This is a genomic window from Brevibacterium sp. FAM 27836, assembly GCF_051351055.1.
Lineage (GTDB): Bacteria > Actinomycetota > Actinomycetes > Actinomycetales > Brevibacteriaceae > Brevibacterium.
Window position 1 is genome coordinate 1 of sequence record NZ_CP195711.1, and the last position, 26,770, is coordinate 26,770.

Consider the following 26,770-nt stretch of genomic DNA (forward strand, 5'->3'; position numbering starts at 1 on the left):
TGCCGCAGTATCCTGCGGACGTGCTGTCCACCTTAGCAAACCCCACAGCCCGCGAACAAAACCGGACAGAGTGCTTTACCTCACAGGAATCGGGGTTTCCCCACCCGCCGCCGCGGGTTCCCTGACAGTGTCAGCGCAGGGTTGCCTCACAGTCAGGACAAACACAGTTCACAGCCGTCTGCACGACCGTCCCGCGCGATAGACTCGAAGCGATCCGCTCCCCGCATCTGCCCCATCGAAATCTGCCCCGTCGAAACCGGAAGAGTCATCGTGACCATTGTGGCAATCGCCTTCGCCGTCCTGGCAGCTGTGGCACTGGCTTTCGGCGCCCTGTACCAGCACGACGCTGTTGCGGGGCAGGATGACTCGCACAATGGACTCAGCTGGGCGCATTTCACCGAACTGCTGCACAACCGCCGGTGGCTCCTCGGGCTGATCATCCTCGGCTTGGGAACGGCAGGAAACTTCGTGGCCCTGGCGTTGGCACCGGTGATGGTGGTTCAGCCGATCGGGGCGTTCTCACTCATCGTCTCCGTGCTGCTCGGCGTCCGTCACCGCGGGCTCAAAGTCAACAGGCGGCTCGTCCAGTCGGTCGTCTGGTGCACTGTCGGGGTGACGCTCTTCGTCGCGCTTTCGGCCACGACTGCGCAGTCGGAGGTCCACCTCGGCGCCGATGCGATGCCGCTGTTCTGGATCACCTCCATCGCCGTCATCGTCGGCCTCGTGATCATGCTGGTCTTCCGCCATGCCCCTCAGCTCGTGCTCATCACTGCGGCCGGGCTGCTCTTCGCCTGTGTGGCCACGAATGCCCATCTGGTCAGCGTCCAGTTCCTCCAGGCCGGGCTCGAGCAGGTCACCTGGATCAACGTCGCCGCACTGTTGGCGGCCGTGGCGCTGGGATCCTGGTTCGTCCAGAATTCCTACGCGGCAGGACCTCCTGAGATGGTCATCGCCGGGCTGACCGTCATCGACCCGATCGGTGCCGTGATCCTGGGCACCATCGTCCTCGGCGAGGCGGCACATTCACCCGTCTGGCTGGTCGTGCTCATCGGTCTCACCGGATTGGTCGCCTGTGCGGCCGTCGTTGTATTGTCGCGGTATCATCCCGATGTCAGAGATCGAGAAGCTCAGCGCAGGGACGCCCGGCGTTCCGACACCATGACCGACACCGAGGAGAGCTGAATCCTGTCTGCGCACCGTCCCACTCAGAAACGTCGGATCCTCATTCCGGCAGAGACCTACGCCCCCGAAGTCAATGGTGCCGCGAAATTCGCCGAACGGTTGGCCGAAGGTCTCGCGGACCGCGGAAATGATGTCCATGTGGCCTGTCCCTCAGCGACGGGCAAGCCTTCGGTCAGCGTCGAGAACGGAGTCACCGTTCACCGGCTCACTGCCCATCGATGGCCACTGCACCCGACATGGATGATCTGCATGCCGTGGGAGACGAAGCCCGAGCTCTCACGACTGCTCGACAGCATCCGCCCTGATGTCGTCCACACTCAGGCTCATTTCGTCATCGGCCGCTACGCGTTCTCCGAATCGATTCGGCGCGGAATCCCTGTCGTGGCCACGAATCATTTCATGCCCGACAATGTCCGCCCCTACCTCCGGGCTCCGAAGGCCGTTCTCAACGGCGGCACCGCCATCGCCTGGTGGGATCTGCGCCGAAAATTCCAGTCCGCCGATTTCATCACGGTTCCCACACAGCTGGCTGCCGACCTGCTCACCGAGAACGGTTTCTCCTCCCCCATCCGCGCGGTCTCCTGCGGGATCGACCTGCAGCGCTTCGCTCATCTGCGTGAGCTCGACTCGGCTGCTCCGCGGGCCATTCCCCCTCGCGTCCTCTTCGTCGGTCGCCTCTCCTCGGAAAAACATGCCGCAGACATCGTCGAGGCCGTGGCGAAGACCGATCCGGAGCTGGGTCTCGAAGCCGATATCGTCGGCGGCGGCGACCAGGAGGAGCCGCTGAAGCAGCTGGCGTCGGAACTCGGCATCGCCGACCGTGTGAATGTACTCGGCAAGATCAGCGACAAGGCACTCATGGAGGCGTACCAGCGCTGCACCTTCTTCTGCATGCCCTCGACCGCCGAACTGCAGTCCATCGCCACGCTCGAGGCATTGGCCTCCCGTAAACCCGTGGTGCTTGCCGACGCGGTCGCGCTGCCGCATCTCGTCCGCGACGGCATCAACGGGTATCTGTTCCCGCCGCGGGATATCGATGCGTTGGCCGATCGGTTCACGCGCATCTGCCGGATGCCCGACGTCGAACTCGATGACATGTCGAAGGCGTCTCTCGACGTCGTGGCCAAACACGACATCGAGTACACCCTCGATACGTTCGAAGCGATCTACGACGGAGTCGTCCGAGACGCCGTCGACTCGCCCGCGGCGTGAGGGCTGATCGGCCTCAGGGACCCGCCGGCGGGACGAAGATCGTCGGTTCTGTCGACATCTGAGTGAAGTCGACTCCGGAGATCATGTCGTCGACGGACCTCCACCGACCACCGATGTCGCCGAAGCCGAGTGACTGCTGCATCCAGACAAAGAAGTCAGGGGCGGTCCACCCGAGGCCGCGCAGCTGCTGGCAGGTCACCGCTCCATCGCGTTTGGCCAGCCGCTGTCCGCTCTCGTTGAGCACCAGCGGCACATGCAGCCAGCGGGGTTCGGGCACTCCCAACAGCCTGGCCAGATACGCCTGGCGAGGTGCTGAGGAGGCGAGGTCGTCCCCGCGCAGGATCTCGTCGATTCCGCTCGCTGCGTCGTCGACGACGACGGTGAGATTGTAAGCGAAGACGCCGTCACCTCGCCGCAGCACGAGATCGTCGACGATGGCGTCCACCCGGCCCAGCAGCACATCGTCGATCTGGTGCTCTCGATTGTCCGTGCGCAGACGCAGCGCCGGCGAACGGTTCTCCGCCTCCAGTCTCCGCCGGTGGGATTCGCGCTCCCCCTCGCCGAGGCTGCGGCAGGTCCCGGGATACGCCCCGGGTGGCGCGTGCGGTGCGCTCGGCGCTTGGGCAATGTCCTTGCGAGAGCAATAGCATTCGTAGACGAGACCGTCCGCCGCCAGTTTCGCAATCGCGGCCGAGTACTCCTCGGTACGTTCAGATTGGATGATAGGCGGCTCATCAGGTGTGACCCCGAGTTCGGCGAAGACTTCGAGCTGCGAGTCTGCCGCACCGGCCCGCACCCGGTCGAGATCCTCGATCCGCCACAGGAACCGTCGGCCGGTCTGCCGAGCCCGCACATAGCTGAGCAGACCGGAGCGGATGTTGCCGATGTGGAGGTCACCGCTCGGACTCGGAGCGAAACGACCAGCTCCGACAGCCGGGTCGGACCTGGTCACTGACGAGCCACGAGATCGCCGTACTGCGGGAACCGCTCGAGGTAGTCCTGCACATAGGAACAGGTCGGTACGATTGAGGACCCATCTGCTCTGACCCGTTCGAGCACTTCAGTGACGAGGGTGCGGGCGAAGCCGCGCCGGGAGAAGCCTTCGGAGATGATCGTGTGCTGCAGCTCCACGGTGCGGTCATCGATGACCTGGTAGGCGAGGAACCCGATGAACTCCCCCGGGGTCTCATCGGTGAACAGTTCGTACCGTTCACGGTCGAGGTTCTTCACGACCCTCACCGGTGTGGGGCTGAGCTGAGGCTCTGGCATTGGTGCGCTCCTTCATGGCCGACTCCTAAGTGAACGATACATGGTGTCGCGTGGCCCGGTCGGGAACAACCGGGCCCCGCGGCATCAGTCGACGATCTTGGTGGTCAGGCCGCCCGCCTCGGTGTCGGCGGTGGTCTTCCGTTGGAGCCGTGACTCGAGCCATCGGGCGAAACCGGCGACGAGCATGTTGATGATGATGAACAGGATCGCTCCGACGATGAAAGTCGGCAGCAGGTTGTTGTATTCGCGTCCGATGAGGTTCACCTGGTACAGCAGATCCTGGTATGTGACGATGAAACCCAGAGCGGAGTCCTTGAGGAGGACGACGATCTGGGCGATGATCGTCGGCATCATGGCCCGCAGAGCCTGCGGCAAGAGCACGAGGCTCATGACCTGGCCGGAACGCAGCCCGATGGCCATTGCGGCCTCGCGCTGCCCTGTGGGGACGGCGAGGACGCCGGCCCGGATGATCTCGGCCAGCACCATTCCGTTGTAGAGGGTGAGGCCGAAGACCACGGACCAGAACGAACCGATCTCGTTGCCGAACATGAGGAACATCGCGAAGATCAGCAGCAAGACTGGCACGCCCCGGAAGAACTCGAGCACGATCGTGCCGGGGACGGAGATGACCTTTCGGTTGGACAGACGCAGCAGAGCGAAGACGATGCCGACGACCATCGCCAGCACGGAGGCGACGACGGCCACCTTGAGCGTGGCGAGCATCCCTTGGAGCAGCACCGTCTGGATCTGCGCAAAGGTGAATGGATACCACTTCGCCGGATCGAGTTGGCCGGCGTCGGCGAACTTCCAGACCACGAAGGCCGCGATCGCCAACAGCACGAGCGTCGAGATCACGGAGAGGATGATGTTGTTCCGGCGCGATTTCGGACCGGGTTCGTCGAACAGCACTTGAGTGGGTGGCCTCATCGCAGGATCACCAGCTTCTTCTCCAGGTAGTCGAAGACTCGTCCGAGCAGCAGAGCCAGGATGAGGTAGGCCAGCGCGGTGCCGAACAGCAGCGGGATGACCAGGTCCCCGCGGATCTCGATGGCATTGCGCATCGCCGAGATGAGCTCTCGGTTGTTGAACGCCGAAGCGATCGAGGTGTTCTTCAGCATTGCGATGATGACACTGCCCAGGGGCGGGATCACTGTGCGGAACGCCTGCGGCAGGACCACCTCGCCGAGGGTCTGTCCGAAGCTCAGGCCCACGGCCCGTGCGGCTTCGGCCTGACCGACCGGGATCGTGGCGATACCCGACTTCAGGGTCTCGGCCACAAAACAGGCGGTGTACACGGTGAGCGCGATCGTGGCGTAGACGAACGAGTTGAATGAGCTCGTCGAGCCGAACCGGATGTCGAGGAACGGCAGCCCGAACGCACAGAAGAACATCACCAGGGTCAGCGGCGTGTTCCGGACGACGTTGATGTAGGTCGAAGCCGCCCCGCGCAGCACCGGGGTCGGAGACACCCGCATGGCGGCGAGCACCGTGCCGAGGATCATGGACCCGACCAGGGCGACGGTGAAGAGCTTGATCGTTCCCCACGCACCGGAGAGGAACAGCTGGAGAAGCTCCAGGAAATCCATATCAGATTCCTTAATCGATGCGAGGGCACCGGGATCGGCGCCCTCGCATCATGTCAATCTGTGGACGGGGTCAGTAGCGGTCGACGTCGGGCATGTCGACATCATCGGTGGATCCGAGGGTGTATTCGAATGCCTTCTCCCAATCGCCGTCGTCCATGCCCTGCTCGAGTGCGTCGTTCACGGCATCGCGCAGCGCGTCATCGTCCTTCGGCAGGCCGACGCCGTAGGGCTCCTCGGTGAAGGGTTTGCCGACGACCTTGAACTCGCCTTCATACTGCTTGGCATATCCGCGCAGAATCGCATCGTCAGTGGTCACGGCGTCGACGGATCCGGACTGGAGGTCGGTCACGCACTTCGAGTAGGCATCGTAGGTGACGAGTTCGGCCTTCTTGTACTTCTCCTTGATGTTCTGCGCAGGCGTCGAACCGTCGACGGAGCAGACCTTCTTGCCGTCGAGGTCCTCGGGTCCGGCGATGTCGGAATCAGCGGCGACGAGCAGGTCCTGGCCCGCCACATAGTAGGGTCCGGCGAAGTCGACGACCTTCTTGCGTTCGTCATTGATCGTGTAGGTCGCGACGATCATGTCGACATTGCCCTGCTGCAGGAACGGCTCACGGTTGGCCGAGACGGTCTCCCTGTATTTGATCTCGTCGGGTGAGAAGCCGAGCTGTGCGGCGACCATCTTCGCGATCTCGATGTCGAAGCCCTCGGGCTCCTTCGAACCGGCCGAGACGTTGCCGAGGCCCGGCTGGTCGTACTTGACGCCGATGGTGATCTCGCCGGAGTCCTTCGCCGCCTTCCACGTCTTCGAATCCGCAACATCCGCGCTGTCGTTGACTTCGTATTCCGGTGCTTCGGCCTTGGCACCATCGCCGTCGGCCGGAGCATCCGGTGTTCCGCCCTGGCCGCAGCCGCTGAGCGCCAACATTCCGACGGCCACCGAGGCGACCGCCAATCTGAGCTTCTTCATTGTCTCTCCTTGTCAGTGAGGTGAATCGGTGTGAAAGGGGTGGGTTCAGTTCGTCAGGATCTTCGACAGGAAATCCTTGGCCCGGCTGCTCTGCGGGTGGGTGAAGAACTCCTCGGGTTCGGCGACCTCGACGATCTCCCCTTCGGCCATGAACACGACGCGGTGTGCGGCTTTGCGGGCGAATCCCATCTCGTGGGTGACCACGACCATGGTCATGCCCTCCTTCGCGAGACCTTCCATGACGTCGAGGACTTCATTGATCATCTCCGGATCCAGTGCCGAGGTGGGCTCGTCGAAGAGCATCACCTTCGGTTTCATCGCCAGCGACCGGGCGATCGCGACACGCTGCTGCTGTCCACCGGAGAGCTGTGCAGGGTATTTGTCGGCCTGATGGGCGACGCCGACGCGTTCGAGCAGGGCCATCGCCTGTTTGTCCGCTTCGGACTTCGACAGCTTCCTGACCTTGATCGGTCCGAGGGTGACGTTCTCGAGGATCGTCTTGTGGGCGAAGAGGTTGAACGATTGGAAGACCATGCCGACGTCCGAGCGCAGCTCAGCCAGCGCCGCGCCCTCGGCCGGCAGCTCCTTGCCGTCGATCGTGATGCTGCCTGAGGTGATCGTCTCGAGACGATTGATCGTCCGGCACAGGGTCGATTTGCCCGAGCCCGAGGGCCCGATGACGACGACGACCTCGCGTTCGGCGATGTCGAGGTTGACATTCTTCAGGGCGTGGAAGTCACCGTAGTGCTTTTCGACGTTCGTCATCGACACCAGTGGCTGTGATTCAACTCTCATGGAATTTGATCCTAGTGAATGCGGGCACACAAACGAAACTCATGCCCGGTCCGGGTTGAACTGCAACCGACTTGTGATCTCCAGTGCGATCCGGCTGCAGCTCATACCGGATCCCATTCGGTACTCAGACGGCGGCGTGCGCGATCTTCTCGCCCTCTTCCCGGAGGTCGACCTTGCGGATCTTTCCGGACACGGTCATCGGGAAGGAATCGCGGACCTCGACATAGCGGGGAATCTTGAAGTGGGCGAGCTTGCCGGAGCAGAATTCGCGGACTTCGTCGGCACTCAGCGAGTCGAAGCCGTCCTTGAGGATCACCCAGGCCATGAGCTCCTCGCCGTATTTCTCATCGGAGACACCGACGACCTGGACGTCGCGGATGGCCGGGTGGTGGTAGAGGAATTCCTCGACCTCTCGCGGGTAGACGTTCTCGCCGCCGCGGATGACCATGTCCTTGATCCGGCCGGAGATGTCGACATAGCCGTCGTCGTCCATGATGGCCAGATCACCGGTGTGGATCCACCGAGCCGCGTCGATCGTCTCCGCTGTCTTGTCCGGCTGCTCCCAGTATCCGAGCATGACCGCGTAGCCGCGGGTGCAGAACTCGCCCTTCTGCCCCCGCGGGACAGCCTGTCCCGTGACGGGGTCCGCGATCTTGATCTCAAGGTGGGGCATCACGCGGCCCACCGTCTGCGTGCGCTTCTCCAGAGAGTCATCGACTCGGGTCATCATCGACACCGGCGCCGTTTCGGTCATGCCGTAGCAGATGGCGACCTCCGACATGTTCATGTCATCGATGACTCGGCGCATCGTGTTCACCGGGCAGGGCGATCCTGCCATGACCCCGGTGCGCAGGCTCGAGAAGTCGAATTCGGAGAACCGCGGGTGTTCGAGTTCGGCGATGAACATCGTCGGCACTCCGTACAGCGAGGTGGCCTTCTCCTCGGTCACGGCGGACATCGTCGCCAAGGGGTCGAATCCGGGAGACGGCAGCACCACGGCCGATCCATGGCTGAGTGCGGCGAGGTTGCCGATGACCATGCCGAAGCAGTGGTAGTAGGGAACGGGAACGACGACGGTGTCGGCAGACGTGTAGGAGAGCATTTCGCCGATGAAGTACCCGTTGTTGAGGATGTTGTGGTGGCTGAGCGTCACGCCCTTCGGGAAGCCCGTGGTGCCGGAGGTGTATTGGATGTTGATCGGCTCGTCTGCCGAAAGGTCGTCGAGCACCTGCCGCAGTCGCACTCCGTACTTCGCATCCGCATCCTCCAGCAGCTGCCGCCCCTGCCCGATGAGGTGGGCAAAGGATTCGCGTTCGTCGATCTTCGCAGCCCCGATGAGGTCGTCGGGCACGGAGTCGAGGAACACGAGGTCGAGGGCGGGGACCTTCGCAGCGACCTCGGTGGCGATGGCGTGGAAATCCGAATGCGGAGGCGCTAAGACCTGCGAGATGAGCAGCGTCATCCCGGACTGTTCGACGACGTATTCGAGTTCATGGCTGCGGTAGGCGGGATTGACGTTGACGAGGATCGCGCCCATCTTCGCGGTGGCGTACTGGACGAGGGCCCATTCCGCGACGTTCTGCGCCCAGATTCCGACTCGATCGCCCTTCTTCACTCCGCGCCGGATCAGACCGATGGCCAGCGCATCGGTGTCGGCATCGAACTCGGCGTACGTCCACCGTCGGCTCGAGTACCGGTCGACGAGAGCCAGGGCATCGGGGTTCGCCTCTGCGATGCGCTTGAAGTGCTCTCCGATGGTGATCCCGAGCAGGGGTTCTGTCGATGTACCCGAAGAATAGGACAGTTCGGCCACGGCGTTGTGCTCCTTGAAATGTCAGTGACTCAATGTGACTGACTGCACACTATTCCGTCACGGTCCATTATGCAAAAGCTGCGCAGGAAGCTCTGCCCCGCACCTGCTTCCCCGGGATCGACCCGCCCCACCTGGGAGGACAATGCCACGGCCCCGTTGTCAATGAGGACGAGCTCGTCGGCCAATGACACGACGTCGTCGATGTCATGGGTGATGAGCAGGGCGCTGCGACCGGCGAGGAGCTCCGCGACCACCTGTCGGGTCTCGACGCGGACGTCCACGTCGAGTGCGGCCAGGGGCTCATCGAGCAGGAGCAGCTTCGGATCGACGAGGAGCGCACGGGCCAAGGCGATGCGCGCCGCCTGTCCCCCGGAGACGGCTTCGGGCCGTCGCTTCGCGCAATGACCGACGCCGAGGCGGTCGAGCATGGACTGCGCGCGTCGTCGGGCGGGGCGGTGGGCCATGCCATGGGAGCGCAGTCCGAAGGCCACGTTGTCGACGACGTTCAGATGAGGGAACAGCAGCGGGTTCTGCGCGAGGTGGACGATGCCGCGGGCGTGGACGGGCGGCCAGTGTCCGGCGTCGAGGTCGAAGATCGTGTCGTCGTCGATGCGCAGGCTGCCGGAATCGGGCCGTATCGCACCGGTGAGTGTCTGAAACAGGCTTGATTTTCCTGCACCGTTGCGCCCGATGATGGCGGTGGTTGCGCGGGAGGGGACGGTGAAGTCGAGGGCGATTCCGCGCTCGGCCAGACGAATCGATCCGCTCAGGCCACCGCCCTCCCCCGGTTCTGCCGGGGCCCGATCGTCGAGGCCCCGGACGTGACCTGTTGCCGGGGGCTCCGCCTCGATGCCGGTGTGCTTGAGTGCTTCCCGCGCGGCGCGGTCGTGGACCGGGCCGCTGGCGTCCGCCTCGGTGGTGGGGACGTCCTCGGAGAGGTCGGATCGACCGGGCCGACGTCCGAGATTGAGGCGGGGTGCATGCGGCGACCGATAGGCGAGGACGATGATGATCACGGCGATGACGACGAGCAGCAGGGACAGACCGATCGCCGCCTGTGGGTCGGATTCGCGGACGAGGTAGATCTGCAGCGGCATCGTGCGGGTCACTCCGGACAGGGACCCGGCGAAGGTCAGGGTCGCACCGAATTCGCCGAGCGAGCGAGCGAAGCAGAGGACGGCTCCGGTCGTGATCCCATGCCGCAGCAGCGGCAGCGTCACCGTGAAGAACACGCGGTTCGGTCTCGCGCCGAGTTCGGCGGCGGTGAGTTCGAACCGGCGTCCCAGGGCCGTGGCGGCGGTCTCGACCGACATCACCATGAACGGCAGCGAGACGAAGATCTGCGCCATGATCACCGCCGAGGTGGTGTAGGCCAGGCTGAGACCGAGTGCTTCCAGGCTCTCGCCCAGCGCTGCCGAACGCCCCCAGGTGTAGAGCAGCGCGAGGCCGCTGACCACCGGCGGAAGCACGAGCGGCAGGAGGATGAGGGTACGCACGATTCGCTGCCCGGGGAACCGTCTGGTCGCGAGCAGGTAACCCAGCGGGAACCCGAGGAGAACGCTGACGAACGCCGAGATCACCGATGTCAGCAGAGACAGCCGCATCGCCAGGAGAGATTCCTTCGCGAGGACGACGTCGAGCAGCCCCTGCGGTTCGACGCGGGTGATCATCCCGATGATCGGCACGAGGAGGAAGACGATCCCAACTGCTGCGGGAACCCACAGCCACCCGGGAATCGTCGTATGCCCTCCCCCGGAATGCTCGGCAGCCATATCAGGCAGCGGCGAATCCGGCGTCGCGCAGCAGCTTCTGGGCGCTGTCGGAGCCGAGGAACTTCACGAACGAGTCGGCCTGCTCTTGATGCTCGCTGGCTCTGACGGTGGCGGCCGGGTACTTGTTGATGACCTTGTCCGCGCCGTCGAGGTCGACCTGCTCGACCTGGCCGTCGGCACGGGCGATGTCGGTGACGTAGACGATTCCGGCGTCGGCCTGACCCGCACTGACCTTGCCGAGGACATCGGTCACGGAATTCTCTTCGCTGACCGGGTCGAGTTCGACCTCGTTGAGCTCTGCCCACTTCTGGGTGGCGGCACCACAGGGAACTTGGGGCGCGCAGACGACGAGGTCGAGCCCGGGGAAGTCCGTCGAGCCCTCGATCGACTTCGGGTTGCCCTCAGCCACGGCCAGGGTCAGCGTGTTCGAAGCGAACATCGAAGGGTCTCCGGCGAGCAGGTCGTCGCCTTCCAACGTGCCCATGGTCTTCTCGTCGGCGGTGGCGATGACGTCGGCGGGAGCGCCCTCGGTGATCTGGGAGACGAGGTCCGAAGAGCCTCCGAAGGAGAACTTCACTTCCGGCGCGTCCGGGTCAGAGTTCTGGAACTCATCGGCGATGTCTTCGAACACCTCGGTCAGTGACGCTGCTGCGAAGACGGTGATCTCGCTCGGGGTGCCCGATGCGGACTGCGGATCGGAACCGGAGGAGCAGGCGGAAAGGGTCAGGGCAGCGACGATGCCGAACCCGAGCAGGGTTTTCTTCATACACCCATTGAAACCGCATCTGCGGCATTATGTCGATCTGAGAGGCGAGAGTGAGACATGTTTTTCAATTCTTTTCCCGAAATGCGGCTTCCAGTCGTGGTCTCGGGGCGATGTTGATCAGCTGTCGGGGACCGTGTCGATGGAGACCATCGTCGCCTTCACCGAGGCGGTCGCAAGGCTGCCCGGTTCGAGTTCGAGCTGGCGGCACGCCTCCGCCGACATCAGGGAAACCACCCGGAAGGGCCCGCACTGCAGGCTCACCTGAGCCATGACGCCGTCGATGACGACATCGGTGACGAGTCCGGCGAACCGGTTCCGTGACGAGCTCATGACTCCGCTGGGGTCGGGCAGGGCAGCTGCGGACGATTGTGCCAGCGCCGCGAGTTCGCTGCCTGAGACCACGGCACGATTGGAGGCGTCCTTGAGCTGAGTGAGACGGCCGTCGGCGACCCACCGGCGGACCGTGTCGTCGCTGACACCGAGGAATCGTGCGGCGTCGCTGATGCGCAGCTGCGTCATTCGAGGGCTCCGACCCACTCGTCGCTGCCGTCGGCGAAGTGCTGGTGCTTCCAGATCGCCACCCGTGCCTTGACCTCGTCGATGAGATCGGAACAGGCGAGGAATGAGTCCTTGCGGTGGGCGGAGGCGACGACGGCGGCCAGGGCCACATCTCCGATGGTGAGGTCGCCGACGCGGTGGATCACGGAGAGGCGGACGTGCGGGTGGCGGGCGGCGATGTCGGCGGCCACCTCGGCGATCTGTTCCGACGCGACGGGGTGGGCCTCATAGTGCAGGGACGCCACGCCGCGTCCTTCGTCGTGGTCGCGGATGACTCCGGAGAAGCTCACGACGGCCCCGCAGGTGTCGGTGAGGACTTCGGGTTCGAGCGCGGCGGTGGAGATCTCGGTCTCGACGACCCCGGTGGTGATGACCGTGCCGGGGGTGCTCATGCCTGCCTCGTCCAATCTCCGCTCCTTCCGCCTGACTTCGCGATGACCTTGATATCGCCGATCACGGCCTGATTGTCCACGGCCTTGATCATGTCGAAGATCGTCAGTGCCGCAGTGGTCACGGCGGTCAGGGCCTCCATCTCGACCCCGGTCTTCGACACGGTCTTCACTGCGGCGGTGATGGTCACCGACTCGGCACCGAGTTCGAATTCGACATCGATTCCGGTCAGCGGCAGCGGATGGCACAAGGGGATGAGGTCGCTGGTGCGTTTGGCCCCCATCACAGCGGCGATGCGCGCCACAGGCAGGGCATCGCCCTTGGGCAGCCCCGCCTCGGCGATCAGGTCGATGACGTCGCTGCGGGTGGTGATGACTCCGGCCGCGACGGCGCGTCGTTTGGTCACGTCTTTGTCGCCGACGTCGACCATCTGGGCGGTTCCGGACTCGTCGACGTGCGAGAGCTTCATGCGATCTTCCACGTCATCAGCCTATCGTCCACGGCTGAGAACGGATTGTCAGCTCCGGGCTCGTCCGGTGAGACGAAGACGAGATGGGTCGCCTCGGCATAGCTGTGGAGCAGGTGGGAGCGCGAGTCTCCGACGAATTCGAGGCCGGCCTCGGTCAGCCGGGCGCGACGGATCTGGAGCTTGCCGACCGGTGGCCGCTCGTCGAATCCGTGTGCCAGACGGTGGTGGGCGACCTCGCGGGGTGCCTCGTCGCCGGCCAGGCCGAGCAGGGCGGGACGGATGAACATCTCGAAGCTGATGAGGGTGCTCACCGGGTTGCCCGGCAGCGCCACCCACGCGTGGTCGGCCAGCCGCCCGCATCCCTGCGGACCGCCGGGCTGCATGGCGATGGGTTCGAACACGACGTCGGAGTCCGGGTCGAGTTCGGCGGCGAGTTTGACCACTTCATGGGCACCCTTCGAGATCCCGCCGGTGGAGATGACGAGGTCTGCCTCACTCCCCCGCACCCGGTCGAGGAGCAGCTGCGGATCATCGGGAACGAAGGCGACCTCTGTCTCCACCCCGAGCCGGCGCAGTCCGGCCGAGAGCGTCACGGAGTTCGCGTCGTTGATCCCGGCGGCCGCCTCGGCGGCGATCTCGTCGCCCGTGCTCACGATGAGCACCCGCGGCAGGGAGAGGACAGGCAGAGCGCCCACTCCGCAGGCGGCGGCCACGCCGAGGTGGGCCGGGCTGAGCATGGTGCCCGCGGTGAGCACGATCTGTCCGGTGCGGACGTCGCTGCCGCGGGTGCGCACGAACGCCCCGGGTCCAGGTGGGCCCGCCGGGGTCCCGGGCGCCGGTGTCTCGGCCGGGCGGTCGATCGTGATGGCTGCGGCGCCGAAGGTTCCTGGTGCGGTGTCTTCGATCCTGATCACCGTATCGGTGCCTTCGGGAAGTGGGGCTCCGGTCATGATCTCGACGGCGGTGCCGGGTTCGACCTTGTCGCCGCGTGCTCCGGCGGCGACCCGACCGCGTACGGGGATCGGTCCGAGTCGAGTGGATCCGACGGAGGAACTGTCGGCGGTGGCGGTGCCTGCTGAGGCCGCCATGGAGGCGGACGCAGCCGTGGACGCCGCTGCCAGTGTCTCGGCGGCCACGGCGTATCCGTCCATGCTCGAGTTGTCGAAGCCGGGGACGTCGATCGGTGAGGCCACATCGGCGGCAAGCCGGCGCGGGGCGTCGAGAAGTTCGCTCAGCGGCAGCGTCTGCGTTTCGGTCAGTGGAGCGATCGTCTCGAATACCCGTACACGATGCATCTTCGCAGTAGTCATGGGACGATGATAACGACACGCTTTCAAGGAGGATGACGAAATGGAGAAGATCGGCCTGCCGATGCCGGTGCTGAGAACTCCGACTGTCGATCCCGGCGAGGAGTTCACCGGACACAGCGAGGATTCGCTGCTCGACACCTATGGTCGTCGAGCCAGGGACCTGCGCATCTCACTCACAGACTTCTGCAATCTGCGCTGTACGTACTGCATGCCCGCCGAAGGTGTGGAGTTCATGTCTCGTGATGCCGCAATGTCGCGCGACGAGATCATCCGGTTCGTCCGCATCGGGGTTGAGAAGTTCGGCGTCGACCAAGTCCGGTTCACCGGCGGCGAGCCCCTGACGCGCAAGGACATCAACGAGATCATCGCTGGGGTCGCGGCGCTGGAGCCGCGACCGAACATCGCATTGACGACGAACGCAATCGGCCTCGACAAGAGGGCAGCCGGGCTCAAAGCCGCCGGTCTCGATCGGATCAACGTCTCGCTGGACACCATCGACCCTGACACCTTCGAGACCATGGCCAGACGTCCCTTCCTCCATCGTGTGCTCGAGGGCATCGACGGGGCGAAGGCCGCCGGCCTCGACCCGGTGAAGATCAACGCGGTCCTCCTGCCCGGAATCAACGATGCGCACGCGCCCGATCTGCTCCAGTGGTGCCTCGGCGAGGGCCTGAGTCTGCGGTTCATCGAACAGATGCCCTTGGACGCCGGCCATTCCTGGGATCGGGGAGCGATGATCACCGCCGCCGATATCTTCGCCCTGCTCGAGCCCCGGTTCGTGCTCACCCCCGATTCGGCTCCGCGAAACGGTGCCCCGGCCGAGAAGTTCCTCGTCGCCGACCGGAAGGATCCGGACACCGTGCTCGGAACCGTCGGCGTCATCGCGTCGGTGACCCGTCCGTTCTGCGCCGACTGCACGCGCACCCGCCTGACCGCGGAAGGGCGTGTGCGCACCTGTCTGTTCTCCCGCACCGAGGTCGATCTTCTCACTGCGATGCGCAACGGCGCCGATGATGAGTCGATCGCGGATCTGTGGAAGGGCGCTCATTGGAAGAAGCTCGCCGGCCACGGCATGGACACCGATGAGTTCGAACAGCCCCAACGCCCCATGAGCGCCATCGGAGGATAAGTGCCCACCATCACCGTTCGGTTCTTCGCCGCCGCCCGTGAAGCCTTCGGAGCTCGCGAGGCCCGCCTCAGTGCCGGATCCGTCGACGAACTCGTCTCCGCCCTCGCCGAGGCGGCCGATCCCCAAGCGGCGACCGTGCTGTCGCGCTCGTCCTTCCTCGTCAACTCCGTGGCCGCGACCGATCGGTCTGCGCCTCTGTCCGACGGGGACACCGTCGACGTCCTCCCGCCGTTCGCCGGAGGCTGAGACGGGCGGGTTCCGTCGTCAGTCCTGCTGAGCTGCGGGCTGTGACAGGTAGGCGAGATAACCGCCGTTGACCGACGTCACGGGCAGTCCCTGTGCCCGCAGCTGGGCGACGGTTTTTGCCGACCGCATCCCCGACCTGCAGTACAGGGCGACGCCTGTCTGTCGTGCGTGCTGCCGTCCGGACTGAGGCGATTGCTTCGCATCGGACGATTCCTCGGTCCCAGATCCGGTAGGCAGTCGACTCGGGTCGGCGATGAGTTCGTCCATCGGGATGTGGATGGCGCCGGGCACCATTCCCGCGGTGACCTCGTCATCGTCACGGATGTCGACGAGGATCGCGTCCCGGGCCAGTTCGGACCAGCCGAGCGCGGCCGCTCCCATGTCGACGGTGTGCTGCGCGTAGTCGCCGCGATGGGAGTCAAGGTCCGTGATCGGCTGCCTGCCGGGAATCCTGGAGACGGGGACGGTCTCCCACCCTGCGTCAAGGCTGCTGTGGACGGCCACCGCGTTCACCAGCGGAGTGCCGATCCCGGTGAGGATCTTGATCGTCTCCATCGCCATGGCAGAACCGATGCTCCCGCACAACGGCCCCAGGACACCGGCCACCGAGCAGTCGGGCACACTGCCGGGTGCCGGCACCTCCGGGTAGAGGTCACGCAGAGTAGCGCCCTGGCCGGCGTCGAAGACGGCGACCTGACCGTCGAATCCGAGGATGGTCCCCCACACGAGCGGAATGCCGAGGATCTCGCAGGCGTCGTTGGCCAGGTACCGGGTGGCGAAGTTGTCGCTGCCGTCGATGACGACATCGACACCGGTCAGCAGGTCGAGGGCATTGTCCGGGGTGAGAAGGACCGCGTGGGTGCGGAGGTCGATCGACGAGTTGATTCCTGCCATCCGCTCGCGTGCGGACTCGATCTTGCGGGTGCCGATGGCCGCCTCGGTGTGGATGATCTGCCGATGGAGGTTGCTCAGTTCGACGATATCGGGGTCGATGACGGAGATCGTGCCGATGCCCACGGCGGCGAGGTAGCTGAGTACGGGGGCACCGAGTCCGCCGGCGCCGATGACGAGGACGTGCGAGTCGAGCAGGGCCTCCTGCGCGGCTTCGCCGAACCCGGATAGGCGGATCTGCCGGGCATAGCGGGCCCGAGCGGCGGGATCGAGACGAGGTTGTGACATGTCTTCCATCCTAATTCCCCGAGACCCGACGGTCCTGCGTCGACCGGCCGAACCCGTCTTCGGCATTCACCAAGGATCTGGTTTCAGCACTCGAGATAGTCGACGATCGCACCCGGGAGCAGTCGTCCGGTGCCGCGGGGAATGCGAATGATCACTTCTGCCGCGGCGAAGTTCGGCAGTCGGGCTCCGTCCACGGCGCGGATCTCACCGGTGGCCGTGAAGGCACCGGGACGAACCTTGACCGCATGCGGATGCTGGCCGAGTTCGGACCCGGTGTAGAGGCCCTTCTTCCACCTGGCGCGCAGCGGCCGACCTTCCAACAGCGATCGGGCGAAGAGGTGGAAGGCGACGAACGCTCCCTGCGGAGTCCCCGGGAGGTGCAGCAGGGGCAGACGTCCGAGACGACCGTGTCCCTGCGGTGAACCCGGTCGCATGCCCAGACGCAGAAAGGTCGAATGCTCGCCTTCCAAAGTCTGCCGCACGACTTCGAAGGCTCCGGCGCTGATCCCACCCGTGGTGATGACGAGATCTGCCAGAGGTGCCAGTTCGTCGAAGACGGCCCGCAGTGCATTCGGATCATCGCTGCATGTCGCTTCGATGGCTTCGGCTCCGGTCGAGCGGATCGCGGAGGCGAGCATCGGCAAATTCGAGTTGAGGATCAGGGCTCCGGCCGCCTCGGCGGCGGTGTCGCGCAGTTCGTCTCCGGTGACGATCACGCCGATGCGAGGCCGCCCGTCGACGTCGATCTCATCGATGCCGAGCATCGCGAGCGTGCCGACGCCGGCCGCGGTCAGACGGGATCCGGCCGGGAGGATGACGTCACCGGCCGCGATATCCTCGCCCACCGCGCGGATGTTCCAGCCGTTCGCGACCTGCTGGGGCAGGGAGGAGATGCGGATCGTCTGCGGGGCCGCGCCGGTCTGGTCAGCATCGGTGAGTTCGACGGGAACGACCGCCTCGGCGCCGGTGGGGATCGGAGCTCCGGTCATCACACGCACCGCAGCGCCTGGGCGCAGCAGCGCGGCTTCGTGACCGGCGGGGGTGTCGCCGCTGACGCGGATGGCCGTGCCGCGCTGTGCCTCCTGCAGAGCCGGTCCGTCGAGGGCGAATCCGTCCATCGCCGAGGTGGGAAAGGCCGGCACCGCCCGATCGGCGACGAGGTCGGCACGAAGGGTGCGGCCGATCGCCTCGTGCACGGCCACGGTCTCGGAGTGCACGCTGGGGGCGAGTTCGGCGATGAGTTCGGAGTAGTCCTCGGGGTCCAATGGTGTCCTTCCTTCGCTGACGATCCTACGCGGCTGGCTCACCGACTCGTCGACAGTGGTCGGATGAGATCGGGGCAGGTTCGTCTGCGGTTTCGTCTACAGTGTGGACCGTGGACACCGAGCATGCAGATTCCGTCGAGACCGCACGCCGTGGCCTCCTCAGCTGGGAGGCGGCTGCGACCGCGCTTCTCGCGCTCGCCGCGGTCGTGCTCTTCGGGCTGGGCACCACCTTTCCGCAGGTCCGAGCGTTCGGTTATGTGCCGATGGTGGCGGGAGTCGTCATCGCGTGGTCGGCGAACCGCCGTTTTGCCCGTGATCACAGCATCATCACCGCCTGTCTCGCGCTGATCTCCGCGATCTCCGTCGAGGCCGACATCTCGTGGACGAACATCGCGCGGATGGGTGTCGTCCTCTCCGCTGTCGTCGTCGGGCCGTGGCTCGTGACCCGGTATGTCTTCGATGATCGGACGATCCAGTTCCCCAGGCGTCGCGGCCGACCGTGGTCGCGGTTCGAGTGGGCGTGGCTGGCCTTCGTCGTCGTGGTGGCCTGGACGGTGCTGCCGCAGTACTTCATGCGCACCGGCGTCTACCTCAACTGGCCGCCGCTTGATGGCTGGTCGGAGATTCTGCGGCTGTTCTTCGGTGTCAACGCCGTCGGCATCTGGGATGAGCTGTTCTTCATCTGCACGGTCTTCGCACTGCTGCGCAAGCATTTCTCGTTCTGGACGGCGAACGTCTTCACCACGATCATCTTCGTCTCGTTTCTCTGGGAGCTCGGCTACCGGTCGATCGGACCGCTGCTCACGATCCCCTTCGCCCTCGTTCAGGCATTCATCTTCACCCGCACGAAGTCACTGCCCTACACCGTGACGGTGCATCTGCTCTTCGACGCTCTCGTCTTCCTCACGATCGTCCACGCCCACCATCCGCAGGCGCTGCCGATCTTCATCGGAGTGTGAGCCCCGGGGCCACGGCATCCATCACCGTTCGCGTGACAACCCCCTGCAGGACCACGCGGTTGTGCTGCACCCGGTGACTGATGACCCCCGGGAACGCCGAAGGCCCCTCGCACCCAGCGGCGCGAGGAGCCTTCGAATCGGACAATTGTCAGCGGATGCCGCGCAGCAGCTTGAGCATCGGCTTGGTCAGGGTCAGGGCCAGCAGACCGAGCACGATCGAGGCGCCGCCGATCGACAGCCAGTACGGGGTCTGGTTGTCAACCGAGAAGTATCCGCCGAGCACACCCGACAGCGCCGTACCCACACCGGAGGAGAGGAAGAACACGGCGATCATCTGCGACTGGAACACCTTCGGCGCCACCTTCGTCGAGAACGACATGCCCACCGGCGAGATGAGCAGTTCACCGAAGACGAACACCGCCAGCGTCAGCGCAACCCACAGCAGAGGAGTCTCATTGGGTCCGGCCTCGGCGTAGGGCAGGAACATGAGGAAGCCGACTCCGATGAACACCAGCGAGAGTCCGGCCTTGACCGGGGTCGAGATCTGCTTCGGTCCGAGCTTCGTCCACATGATCGCGAACAGCGGGGCGAAGATGATGACGAAGAGTGCGGGAATCAGCTGGATCCAGTTGATCGGCATCTCCCAACCGAAGATCGACCGGTTGAGCTGGGTGTCCGAGTAGACGGTGAGCACACCGAAGATCTGCTGGTACATCGACCAGAAGATCACGCTGGTGAGGAAGAACGGGATGAATGCGATGACGCGGGACCGCTCATCAGGATTCGTCTGCGGCGAGGTGTACATGACGATGACGTAGCAGGCGGCCGCTCCGGCGGAGATGCCGGCGATCCACCAGTCGATGTTCTCGGCGTTGACCAGACCGGTCGTCCACAGCACGACTGCGACGATGACGACGGCCACGACGGCGCTGATGAAGAGGTAGAGCTTCGACTTCGGCAGCGGGTTGACCGCGACCCGGGACTCGGGAGGAAGGTTCTTCCGACCGGTGACGTAGATGATCAGACCCAGCGCCATGCCGACTGCGGCGGCACCGAATCCGTAGTGGAAGCCGATCTGTTTCTGCAGAATGCCCGTGAGCAGGGGTCCGAGCATCGCACCGATGTTCACGCCCATGTAGAAGATGGTGAACCCGGCGTCGCGTTTGGGGTCCTTCTCTTCGTAGAGCTCACCGACCAGCGCTGAGGCATTGGCCTTGAGTCCACCGGAGCCCAGGGCCACGAGGATGAGTCCCAGTGCGACTCCCCCGAACCCGGGAATGAGCGCAAGGCAGATGTGCCCGGTCATGATGATGATCGCCGAGTAGAAGAGGACCTTCTCGGCTCCGGCCAGACGATCGGCGATCCAGGCACCGAGGATCGTAGCGAGGAAGACCGCACCGCCGTAGGCGCCGACGATGCCGACCGCTGTGCCCTTGTCCAGGCCGAGTCCGCCCTCTGTGACAGTGAAGTAGAGGTAGATGGCGAGGATGCCGTTCATACCGTAGTAGGAGAACCGTTCCCACAGTTCCAGGCTGAACAGCTGCATGAGCGGCAGGGGGTGTCCGAAGAAGCGGGTATCGCTGCGGACGACCTCGGTCGACGAGGTGGTTGAAGACATTGTGTGCTTTCCGTAGTGGTGTGAGACGCCACGTTCCGTGGTGCGTTTCACGGTGGACCAGCGGTCATATTACTCTCCGCCGAACCACCGGTCACACCTGGCAGACACTGGGACACAGCGTCCCAAAAAGCGGAAAGGACGAGTGACTCAGGTCTCGTTCTCACCGTCGAAGACGACCCTGCGTCCGGACCCAGAGCCCTTGCGCCGAGCCCTGAGACGGATAGCGAGATTGAGTGTCCCGGCGAGGAGGACGATCGCCGAGGCGGCCACGGGCACAGCCATCGCCGTCGCGGTGCCCTGCTCCTCGGCGAGGATGCCGTTGATCGCCGAGGCGACCGACTGGCCGACGATGATCGCCGACCCGGCCATGGACATCACGGTAGCCGACCGTCCCCGCGGTGCACGCTCGGCGGCGAGGCTGAACAGCGTGACGAGGCTCGGCCCGATCGCCGAGCCCATGAGCAGCAGCGCGAGGACGATGATCGGCATCGACTCGGTCGAGGCGAGCACGACCGAACCGGTGAGCAGGATCGGAGCGAAGCACAGCAGCCTGGCCCAGAGGGCGAATGAGGTCGGGAAGGCCGCCACCGAGATCGCGAGGATCGCCGAACCGATTCCCAGCACTCCGTAGACGAGCCCGGCTTCTTCCGGGCGTCCGATGTCGTTGGTCAGCGCTGTCAGCGCCGTGAGAGTCGACCCGAACACCATCCCGACACCGAAGACACCGAGCACGACGACGAAGACTCCCGCAGTGAACATGTCCTTCGCCGGAGCACGCTTCGCCGCCTCCGAGCTCATCGCAGACGACCGGGCCCGGCCCGTCGGGTGCAGGGCGAAGGCGGAGACGAACACGAGCGTCATCACGATCGCCCCGATGATGGGAGCGACCGGATCGAACAGGGTGGCGAGGAGGCCGACGAGGAAGGGGCCGAAGACGAAGATGATCTCGTCGGCAGCGGATTCGTACGCCATGGTGCCGTTGAGCACCTTCGGCCGGCGTGAGAGCGGCAGCGCCGTCATGATGATGTCGACGACGCGTGAGCGAGACATGGGCGCCACCTGCGGCGAGGTCGCGCCGATCGCGAAGGCCGCGATGAAGACGACGACGTCGGGCAAGGGACTGAACACGACCCAAGCCATGAATGTCAGCGCGATGCAGTTGAGGAAGCCGACGACGAGCAGGACGTAGCGCTGTCCCCATCGGTCGCCCGCCGCACCGATGAAGGATCCGAACAGCGCGGTGCCCAGACCGACCATGGCCGAATTGATGCCGCCGAGGCTGAGCGATCCGCGGCCGGCGACGACGAGGGTGAGAACGCCGACGACGATCATCGCGAACGGCATCCGCGCGACGAAGGCGATCGGGAAATAGCTGCGCCCGACCACCGAGAACAGGGTCGGCGCGGACTGTTCGGGAGCAGGTGCCGGTGTATTGCTGTGAGTCATACCAATCCAGTTTCTCCTCTCGGCTGGCCGAGAGGCCGTGCCGCCGTGGTGACCTGGATCAAATCACTCGGTAGATGCACTGAGGTCTGCGGACCAGAGGGCCCGGCCTTCAGGCTACTGGGTTTCGACTTCCGATTCGAGCAGATCGCCGATCTCAGCGTTTGAACTGCATCACCACGGCACAGACGTCTTTCCCATCCGCGACTCAGAAAGAACGCAGATCGGTCTGACAGGATGACGATTATGAATTTCTTCTCTCGCGTCATCGTCAACGCTTGCGCGATCTGGGTGGCGGCCTGGATTCTGCCGGGAGTGACGATCACAGGGAACCGCCTCGTCGAGGAACAGACCGGGACGATCCCGGCCATGATCATCTCCTATCTCGTCATCGGACTCATCTTCGGACTGGCCAACGCCTTCATCAAACCGATCCTCAGCTTCGTCTCCGCCCCGATCACCTGTCTGACCCTCGGACTCTTCTCGATCGTGATCAATGCGCTCATTCTGGCGCTGACGAGTTGGCTCTCCGGATTCACACCCTTCGTGTTCACCATCGATTCGTTCTTCTTCTCCGCCATCTTCGCCGCGATCATCGTCTCGATCGTCTCGGCTCTCTTGGGCTGGTTGGTCCCGGACCGAAGCGCCGAACGCGAACGGAGATGAGCAAAGTTCTCTACGCGATGTAGACTGGAGCCAAGCGTCAGCTTGACCACCAGAAACTTTGCCGGAGGAGACCATGTCCAATATTGCCGCCCCGAAGCGAACCCGCAACTCAGCATCGTTTGCCGATGTCATCGTCTTCGTCATCTCGTTCGCTGTCTTCCTGTTCGGCCTCTACCTCTTCGGTGCGGCCTTCTCTGCCCCTGAGGGCACCGAATTCTGGGTCTTCTGGGGCGGTCTGCTGGCGTCGAGCTTCGCCTTCATCATTCCGATGGTCTATCACTGGGTGCGCGACCCACGCCCCTGATCTCCGACTGACACCCGAAAGGGGCCGTTGCGTACGCACGCAGCGGCCCTTCTTCTGTGTCTCGGGCGGGCTGAGGTCTCGCGAGCCGTCCGGCGCTTCCCTCCGCAGATGGCCGTCAGACTCATGCGCGGCTGCGCACGAAATCCGCAATCGCCGAGGCGGCCGCTTCCGAGCGCTCGTAATGCACGAGGTGACCGACCCCGACCAGTTCGACGAAGCTCGGGTCCCGCAGGTCCGCGGCGAAGGATCGGGTGGCGTCGATGGGGGCGATCGCGTCGCTGTCTCCGGCGATGACGAGCGTCGGCATCGTCAGCGCATCGGCCACCTCGGTGACGGTGTGGGACACCGAGGTGTCAAAGGCTTCGGCCAGTGAGGCGCGGTCGGAGAAGGCCGAGAAGTACTTTGCGTGCTGATCATGGATATAAGAGCGCAGCCCCGGATCGTCCGTGGTGGCCATGACTTCGCTCATCACTCGTACGATGACCGGACTGGACAGCAGCGCCCGCCCGGCCCGCTGCGGCAGTTTCGCACCGAGGCGGTAATAGGCCCTGGTCAGCGCGGTGGCGAACCGTGCCGATCCTTCGAGCGCCGGGGTCGTGATCGGGTTGATGAGGATGAGTTCCGGTGTCGCTTCAGGCTGCTGAGCGGCCAGGTGACTGACGAGGATCGACCCGAAGGAGTGCCCGAGCACGATGGGCGCCCGTCCACCGGTGCGGACCACCTCGGCGACGAGTGCGGACAGGAAGTCGACGTACGACTGCAGCCCCAACCCGTTCTCCAGCGGCAGGGTCTCACCGAACCCCGGCAGGTCGGGGACGATGACCGGCCGGTCTCGGATCTCTCCGGCGATGAGATCCATGCCGTGGTGGTCCCCGCGGAACCCGTGGATCATCAGCAGCGGTCGTTCCTGTTCGTCCCCGCCGTAGATCCACGCTGCCGTCTCGTGGCCGTCAGCGTTGAGGCTCAGACGCCGGGACTCGCGCAGTCTCAATGCGGTCGGACCGGGCTGACTGCTCCCCGTGGCACGACGACCACCGGGACCGGCAGGACTCGCAGCAGGCGTCGGGCGCGTGCACCGATCGCGACTCTGCCGCCGTGCCCGAGTCGGCTCGAACCGATGAACGCGAGCTCTCCGGGGAGCCATTCGATGCCCTCGGCGGCCTCCTCGATATCGGCACCGGCACGGGCCTTCACCGTCGCCCGCCCCGCCTCGAACATCTCCGAGGCACGTTCGGCGAGGACCGCTCCCCCGTACTGTTCGGCGAATTCCGCCACCTCGGCGACTTCATCGTCAACCAGCCCGTCGTCTGCGATGAGCGAGAGCAGGCGCAGGTCCACGTTGAGGCTGCTCGCCGATTGGACAGCGGCACCGATGAGGGACGAAGCGCCGGGGCGGGCACCGAAGAGCGCGGTGACCCGGGAGATCGGGCCGATATCTGACTTCTCCGGCGGAGCGAGGACGACCGGCACGGTCGAGGAATGCAGCAGCGCGGAGGCGACTGTGCCGATCCGCAGCTGTCGCATCAGGGTGGCCGCCCGGGCACCGATGACGATGCCCAGAGCTTCCTCGGCTTCGGCGACCTCCATGAGGCCCTTCGACTCATTCGAGGCGACGCGGATGACGCCCTTGGCTGAGACGTCGTCAGGGATGAGTGACATGGCTTCGTCGAGCCAGTCGTCGATCTGCTGTGCGACGATGCCGGCGCCGTCCTGCGGCACTGCACTGCCGGCCATGATCGTCGAGGACTCCGGTCGCACGATGGTGACGACCAGTTCGATGTCGATCGACCGGGCGATCGAGATGGCGAGAGCGATGGCATCTCGGCCCCGATCCGTTGCGATGTAGCCGACGACGAGCCGTCTCTTGGTGGCGGTCTCTGACATTCTCAACTCCCTTGAAGATGCGTGATGCACGGATGCGGATGCACGTCTGGTTCGATTCTACGTCGCCGGGTTCGACAGCATCGACTTCGAAATCCGCCGTCACCGATTTCCGAATGAAAAATTGTCGGAGAAAATAATGAACAAAACTTCCACAGGCATTCACTGCTGTGATAAATTCGACAGTGCAATTACGGATTCGCAGACAAAACCTTGATTGCACACTGACCATTGTGAACGCTGACGCAGTTCACGCGAGATCCACGACCAATGAGAGGAGCGCAGTTTCGATGATGATGACAACAATCGCAGGCCCCGGACTTCGACGGCATGGATTTGTCAATGCTGCCTGCCCGATTGGCGGACAAGGACTCGTCGGCTGACCCCAGCCGTCTTTCGCGTCTTTGCCACCGGTTGGCTTCTGACCACCGGCGCTCACTGAGCCGACCGGTTGCCTGGAATCCGGCATTGAGCCACTACGGCCTGTTCGCAGATCCACATGATCTGCCCGCCGCCGTTTCAGTATTCCCACGCCTGGCCTTCGCTGCCGCTTGACGACCCTGGCCGTATTTCGTCCAAGACCGTCGTGGGCTCACGATTGCTCTGCGGTCGTGAGCATGCTCAATCGGAATCCTGGAACACGTCCCCCTTGCGACCGAACAGTCCGCATTCATCGCATTCATTGCGAATAGCGCAGCTCGATTAGCGTGACCCGATCAGCGACGCCTTTTGCGAATGCATTCATTGATCGCCATTTCGGGATACCTCCTGCCTTTTTGCAGATATCCCTGTCTGAAATCACAGAGGAAGAATTGTGTCGACCGCATTTCCGTCCACCTATCCGCGCCGCTGGGCACTGAGCACTGGGATGAAACTCATCCGCTGGGCACGTCGTCCAGCCGTCACCGCTGAGACTCGTGCAGAGAGGTCCGCTCGCAAACAGGCCGCACGTCTCAAGGCGCACGCTCGCGACCAACGAATCCGCGAACTGCGCGAGCGTGACATCGTTCGCTACCTCAGCCAGGTCAAGCCCTACATCTGAGAGCAGGCGGCTCGAGCCCACCGGACTCGAGCCGCCTGCACCGGAGTGTGGGCAGCGTCACCTTCTCTCGATTTGGCCTGACACCCACATCTGGGTAATATTGTTCAGGCAAGCGGGGGTATGGCGCAGTTGGTAGCGCGTCTCCATGGCATGGAGAAGGTCAGGGGTTCGAATCCCCTTACCTCCACCGCAGAAGGGCCGAGATCCGAAAGGGTCTCGGCCCTTTGTCGTCCCCACCTAATTGCTACCTGGCGGGGTCCCAGCAACTTGGCGCCAGGTGGCTGGGACCCCGCCAGGTAGCAATTAGGTGGGGGTTTCTAGGGTGAGAAGGTGTCGCTTCTTCACCTCGCCCCAGGCGTAGCCGGTGAGTGAACCATCGGCACCGATCACACGGTGGCACGGCACGATGATGCTGATGGGATTCTTCCCGTTCGCCGCGCCGACCGCCCGGGCCGCGCTCGGTCTGCCCAGCATCGCTGCCAGCTGCCCGTACCCGACGGTCCGGCCGTAGGGGATCTCGGTCAGTGCCTGCCACACCGAGCGTTGGAATTCGGTGCCCCGAGCGGCCAGCATCAGGTCGAACTGTGTCCGCTCGCCGGCGAAGTACTCCCCCAGCTGGGTGGCCGTGCGGGTGAAGATCTCGAGTTCGTCGTTCGGAGTCGGCTCGACTCCGAAGGCTTTGCACAGGCGCTGGATGGTCGCTTCGGAGACATCGAGGTAGACGCCCGTGAGGTGGATGCCGTCCGAGGTGGCCAGCATCGGTCCGAGCTCCGAGTCGAGCACCGTCGAATACACCGGCACCGAGGCGATCGGCAGCTCGAGTGGACCGCTGATCGAGGCTGTCTGGTCCGGCCCGGTGGTCGTCGTCGACTTGGTCGTGGTCTGCTGCTGAATCGTGTGTTGAGAAGTCATGGTCTCTCGTCCCTTCTTCAAGGATGGTGGGCGA

28 protein-coding genes and 1 tRNA gene are annotated in these 26,770 nt (G+C 64.5%); 9 read left to right on the forward strand and 20 right to left on the reverse strand.

Annotated features, from left to right (window positions below):
- Positions 1 to 270 precede the first annotated feature (270 nt).
- Positions 271 to 1,182 carry a DMT family transporter gene (locus ACSE4D_RS00005; protein ID WP_240688654.1) on the forward strand — a complete coding sequence of 304 codons (912 nt, stop codon included), beginning with the start codon at positions 271 to 273 and terminating at the stop codon, positions 1,180 to 1,182.
- Positions 1,183 to 1,224: 42 nt separating this feature from the next.
- Positions 1,225 to 2,394, forward strand: coding sequence for a glycosyltransferase (locus ACSE4D_RS00010; RefSeq protein WP_426937514.1), 1,170 nt, complete (start codon positions 1,225 to 1,227; stop codon positions 2,392 to 2,394).
- A 13-nt stretch (positions 2,395 to 2,407) separates the two neighbouring features.
- Here the strand turns inward: ACSE4D_RS00010 and gluQRS are convergent, their stop codons facing one another.
- The 13 genes from gluQRS to ACSE4D_RS00075 all read right to left on the reverse strand — a co-directional run bounded on the left by gluQRS (position 2,408) and on the right by ACSE4D_RS00075 (position 14,092).
- The gene (gluQRS, locus tag ACSE4D_RS00015) at positions 2,408 to 3,346 is read right to left on the reverse strand and encodes a tRNA glutamyl-Q(34) synthetase GluQRS (protein WP_426936370.1); all 939 of its coding nucleotides are present in this window, start codon (positions 3,344 to 3,346) and stop codon (positions 2,408 to 2,410) included.
- Positions 3,343 to 3,663: a GNAT family N-acetyltransferase gene (locus ACSE4D_RS00020; protein ID WP_426936371.1), complete on the reverse strand. Its 321-nt coding sequence runs from the start codon at positions 3,661 to 3,663 to the stop codon at positions 3,343 to 3,345. The genes gluQRS and ACSE4D_RS00020 overlap by 4 nt, the downstream gene beginning before the upstream one ends.
- Positions 3,664 to 3,747: 84 nt before the next feature.
- Entirely contained in the window at positions 3,748 to 4,590 is an 843-nt protein-coding gene (locus tag ACSE4D_RS00025; protein WP_426936372.1) for an amino acid ABC transporter permease, read from the reverse strand.
- Entirely contained in the window at positions 4,587 to 5,249 is a 663-nt protein-coding gene (locus tag ACSE4D_RS00030) for an amino acid ABC transporter permease (RefSeq protein ID WP_135809182.1), read from the reverse strand. The genes ACSE4D_RS00025 and ACSE4D_RS00030 overlap by 4 nt, the downstream gene beginning before the upstream one ends.
- A gap of 70 nt (positions 5,250 to 5,319) precedes the next feature.
- On the reverse strand, positions 5,320 to 6,219 hold the full coding sequence (locus ACSE4D_RS00035) for a glutamate ABC transporter substrate-binding protein (RefSeq protein WP_436326374.1): 900 nt from the start codon (positions 6,217 to 6,219) through the stop codon (positions 5,320 to 5,322).
- Positions 6,220 to 6,264: 45 nt separating this feature from the next.
- Complete coding sequence (locus ACSE4D_RS00040) at positions 6,265 to 6,993, reverse strand: amino acid ABC transporter ATP-binding protein (protein ID WP_205683323.1); 729 nt, start codon at positions 6,991 to 6,993, stop codon at positions 6,265 to 6,267.
- Between the two features lie 145 nt (positions 6,994 to 7,138).
- On the reverse strand, positions 7,139 to 8,827 hold the full coding sequence (locus tag ACSE4D_RS00045; protein WP_135538470.1) for an AMP-binding protein: 1,689 nt from the start codon (positions 8,825 to 8,827) through the stop codon (positions 7,139 to 7,141).
- A 29-nt stretch (positions 8,828 to 8,856) separates the two neighbouring features.
- Positions 8,857 to 10,599, reverse strand: coding sequence for an ABC transporter permease (locus ACSE4D_RS00050; protein WP_436326375.1), 1,743 nt, complete (start codon positions 10,597 to 10,599; stop codon positions 8,857 to 8,859).
- A 1-nt stretch (position 10,600) separates the two neighbouring features.
- On the reverse strand, positions 10,601 to 11,365 hold the full coding sequence (gene modA, locus ACSE4D_RS00055) for a molybdate ABC transporter substrate-binding protein (protein WP_436326376.1): 765 nt from the start codon (positions 11,363 to 11,365) through the stop codon (positions 10,601 to 10,603).
- A 117-nt stretch (positions 11,366 to 11,482) separates the two neighbouring features.
- A complete protein-coding gene (locus ACSE4D_RS00060) occupies positions 11,483 to 11,884 on the reverse strand; it encodes a TOBE domain-containing protein (RefSeq protein ID WP_426936378.1) in 402 nt (133 codons plus the stop codon).
- Positions 11,881 to 12,330 carry a molybdenum cofactor biosynthesis protein MoaE gene (locus tag ACSE4D_RS00065; protein WP_426936379.1) on the reverse strand — a complete coding sequence of 150 codons (450 nt, stop codon included), beginning with the start codon at positions 12,328 to 12,330 and terminating at the stop codon, positions 11,881 to 11,883. Before ACSE4D_RS00065 ends, ACSE4D_RS00060 begins: the two co-directional genes overlap by 4 nt.
- Positions 12,312 to 12,782 (reverse strand): cyclic pyranopterin monophosphate synthase MoaC, encoded by a 471-nt coding sequence (gene moaC / locus ACSE4D_RS00070; protein ID WP_426937515.1) that lies wholly within the window; start codon positions 12,780 to 12,782, stop codon positions 12,312 to 12,314. The genes ACSE4D_RS00065 and moaC overlap by 19 nt, the downstream gene beginning before the upstream one ends.
- Positions 12,779 to 14,092 carry a molybdopterin molybdotransferase MoeA gene (locus ACSE4D_RS00075; RefSeq protein WP_426936380.1) on the reverse strand — a complete coding sequence of 438 codons (1,314 nt, stop codon included), beginning with the start codon at positions 14,090 to 14,092 and terminating at the stop codon, positions 12,779 to 12,781. Before ACSE4D_RS00075 ends, moaC begins: the two co-directional genes overlap by 4 nt.
- 40 nt (positions 14,093 to 14,132) lie before the next feature.
- Here ACSE4D_RS00075 and moaA point away from each other — a divergent pair, with 40 nt between their 5' ends.
- A complete protein-coding gene (moaA, locus tag ACSE4D_RS00080) occupies positions 14,133 to 15,221 on the forward strand; it encodes a GTP 3',8-cyclase MoaA (protein ID WP_135538480.1) in 1,089 nt (362 codons plus the stop codon).
- Complete coding sequence (locus ACSE4D_RS00085) at positions 15,222 to 15,467, forward strand: MoaD/ThiS family protein (RefSeq protein WP_135538482.1); 246 nt, start codon at positions 15,222 to 15,224, stop codon at positions 15,465 to 15,467.
- Positions 15,468 to 15,485: 18 nt separating this feature from the next.
- Here the strand turns inward: ACSE4D_RS00085 and ACSE4D_RS00090 are convergent, their stop codons facing one another.
- The gene (locus tag ACSE4D_RS00090; RefSeq protein ID WP_135538484.1) at positions 15,486 to 16,646 is read right to left on the reverse strand and encodes a ThiF family adenylyltransferase; all 1,161 of its coding nucleotides are present in this window, start codon (positions 16,644 to 16,646) and stop codon (positions 15,486 to 15,488) included.
- A gap of 83 nt (positions 16,647 to 16,729) precedes the next feature.
- A complete protein-coding gene (locus ACSE4D_RS00095) occupies positions 16,730 to 17,953 on the reverse strand; it encodes a molybdopterin molybdotransferase MoeA (protein ID WP_436326377.1) in 1,224 nt (407 codons plus the stop codon).
- Positions 17,954 to 18,021: 68 nt separating this feature from the next.
- Here ACSE4D_RS00095 and ACSE4D_RS00100 point away from each other — a divergent pair, with 68 nt between their 5' ends.
- Positions 18,022 to 18,870 (forward strand): CPBP family intramembrane glutamic endopeptidase, encoded by an 849-nt coding sequence (locus ACSE4D_RS00100; protein ID WP_240689644.1) that lies wholly within the window; start codon positions 18,022 to 18,024, stop codon positions 18,868 to 18,870.
- A gap of 148 nt (positions 18,871 to 19,018) precedes the next feature.
- Here ACSE4D_RS00100 and ACSE4D_RS00105 read toward each other — a convergent pair whose 3' ends face one another.
- Positions 19,019 to 20,488 carry a peptide MFS transporter gene (locus ACSE4D_RS00105; protein ID WP_135538489.1) on the reverse strand — a complete coding sequence of 490 codons (1,470 nt, stop codon included), beginning with the start codon at positions 20,486 to 20,488 and terminating at the stop codon, positions 19,019 to 19,021.
- 147 nt (positions 20,489 to 20,635) lie between these two features.
- Positions 20,636 to 21,934, reverse strand: a complete 1,299-nt coding sequence (locus tag ACSE4D_RS00110) for an MFS transporter (protein ID WP_135538491.1) — start codon at positions 21,932 to 21,934, stop codon at positions 20,636 to 20,638.
- Positions 21,935 to 22,177: 243 nt separating this feature from the next.
- On the opposite strand from ACSE4D_RS00110, the gene ACSE4D_RS00115 reads away from it, so the two are divergent.
- Both ACSE4D_RS00115 and ACSE4D_RS00120 read left to right on the forward strand, forming a co-directional pair.
- Positions 22,178 to 22,597: a phage holin family protein gene (locus ACSE4D_RS00115; RefSeq protein ID WP_135538493.1), complete on the forward strand. Its 420-nt coding sequence runs from the start codon at positions 22,178 to 22,180 to the stop codon at positions 22,595 to 22,597.
- A gap of 73 nt (positions 22,598 to 22,670) precedes the next feature.
- A complete protein-coding gene (locus tag ACSE4D_RS00120) occupies positions 22,671 to 22,901 on the forward strand; it encodes a hypothetical protein (RefSeq protein ID WP_135538495.1) in 231 nt (76 codons plus the stop codon).
- 121 nt (positions 22,902 to 23,022) lie between these two features.
- Here ACSE4D_RS00120 and ACSE4D_RS00125 read toward each other — a convergent pair whose 3' ends face one another.
- Positions 23,023 to 23,892, reverse strand: coding sequence for an alpha/beta fold hydrolase (locus tag ACSE4D_RS00125; RefSeq protein WP_240689646.1), 870 nt, complete (start codon positions 23,890 to 23,892; stop codon positions 23,023 to 23,025).
- Complete coding sequence (locus ACSE4D_RS00130) at positions 23,889 to 24,785, reverse strand: universal stress protein (protein ID WP_135538497.1); 897 nt, start codon at positions 24,783 to 24,785, stop codon at positions 23,889 to 23,891. The genes ACSE4D_RS00125 and ACSE4D_RS00130 overlap by 4 nt, the downstream gene beginning before the upstream one ends.
- 811 nt (positions 24,786 to 25,596) lie before the next feature.
- On the opposite strand from ACSE4D_RS00130, the gene ACSE4D_RS00135 reads away from it, so the two are divergent.
- Together ACSE4D_RS00135 and ACSE4D_RS00140 are read left to right on the forward strand one after the other, a co-directional pair.
- Positions 25,597 to 25,824: a hypothetical protein gene (locus ACSE4D_RS00135; RefSeq protein ID WP_135538499.1), complete on the forward strand. Its 228-nt coding sequence runs from the start codon at positions 25,597 to 25,599 to the stop codon at positions 25,822 to 25,824.
- A gap of 114 nt (positions 25,825 to 25,938) precedes the next feature.
- Positions 25,939 to 26,011, forward strand: a tRNA-Ala gene (locus tag ACSE4D_RS00140).
- A 116-nt stretch (positions 26,012 to 26,127) separates the two neighbouring features.
- Here ACSE4D_RS00140 and ACSE4D_RS00145 read toward each other — a convergent pair.
- Positions 26,128 to 26,736: a methylated-DNA--[protein]-cysteine S-methyltransferase gene (locus tag ACSE4D_RS00145; RefSeq protein ID WP_240689648.1), complete on the reverse strand. Its 609-nt coding sequence runs from the start codon at positions 26,734 to 26,736 to the stop codon at positions 26,128 to 26,130.
- Positions 26,737 to 26,770 lie beyond the last annotated feature (34 nt).

Excerpts from the sequence above, each read along its gene's own strand:
- ACSE4D_RS00145 (WP_240689648.1), bottom strand. The coding sequence starts at position 26,736 with ATGACTTCTCAACACACGATTCAGCAGCAGACCACGACCAAGTCGACG.
- ACSE4D_RS00115 (WP_135538493.1), top strand. The coding sequence starts at position 22,178 with ATGAATTTCTTCTCTCGCGTCATCGTCAACGCTTGCGCGATCTGGGTG.
- ACSE4D_RS00090 (WP_135538484.1), bottom strand. The coding sequence starts at position 16,646 with ATGTCACAACCTCGTCTCGATCCCGCCGCTCGGGCCCGCTATGCCCGG.
- ACSE4D_RS00060 (WP_426936378.1), bottom strand. The coding sequence starts at position 11,884 with ATGACGCAGCTGCGCATCAGCGACGCCGCACGATTCCTCGGTGTCAGC.
- ACSE4D_RS00075 (WP_426936380.1), bottom strand. The coding sequence starts at position 14,092 with ATGACTACTGCGAAGATGCATCGTGTACGGGTATTCGAGACGATCGCT.
- moaA (WP_135538480.1), top strand. The coding sequence starts at position 14,133 with ATGGAGAAGATCGGCCTGCCGATGCCGGTGCTGAGAACTCCGACTGTC.
- ACSE4D_RS00030 (WP_135809182.1), bottom strand. The coding sequence starts at position 5,249 with ATGGATTTCCTGGAGCTTCTCCAGCTGTTCCTCTCCGGTGCGTGGGGA.
- ACSE4D_RS00025 (WP_426936372.1), bottom strand. The coding sequence starts at position 4,590 with ATGAGGCCACCCACTCAAGTGCTGTTCGACGAACCCGGTCCGAAATCG.
- ACSE4D_RS00120 (WP_135538495.1), top strand. The coding sequence starts at position 22,671 with ATGTCCAATATTGCCGCCCCGAAGCGAACCCGCAACTCAGCATCGTTT.
- moaC (WP_426937515.1), bottom strand. The coding sequence starts at position 12,782 with ATGAAGCTCTCGCACGTCGACGAGTCCGGAACCGCCCAGATGGTCGAC.
- ACSE4D_RS00110 (WP_135538491.1), bottom strand. The coding sequence starts at position 21,934 with ATGACTCACAGCAATACACCGGCACCTGCTCCCGAACAGTCCGCGCCG.
- ACSE4D_RS00050 (WP_436326375.1), bottom strand. The coding sequence starts at position 10,599 with ATGGCTGCCGAGCATTCCGGGGGAGGGCATACGACGATTCCCGGGTGG.
- ACSE4D_RS00020 (WP_426936371.1), bottom strand. The coding sequence starts at position 3,663 with ATGCCAGAGCCTCAGCTCAGCCCCACACCGGTGAGGGTCGTGAAGAAC.
- ACSE4D_RS00035 (WP_436326374.1), bottom strand. The coding sequence starts at position 6,219 with ATGAAGAAGCTCAGATTGGCGGTCGCCTCGGTGGCCGTCGGAATGTTG.
- ACSE4D_RS00130 (WP_135538497.1), bottom strand. The coding sequence starts at position 24,785 with ATGTCAGAGACCGCCACCAAGAGACGGCTCGTCGTCGGCTACATCGCA.
- modA (WP_436326376.1), bottom strand. The coding sequence starts at position 11,365 with ATGAAGAAAACCCTGCTCGGGTTCGGCATCGTCGCTGCCCTGACCCTT.
- ACSE4D_RS00105 (WP_135538489.1), bottom strand. The coding sequence starts at position 20,488 with ATGTCTTCAACCACCTCGTCGACCGAGGTCGTCCGCAGCGATACCCGC.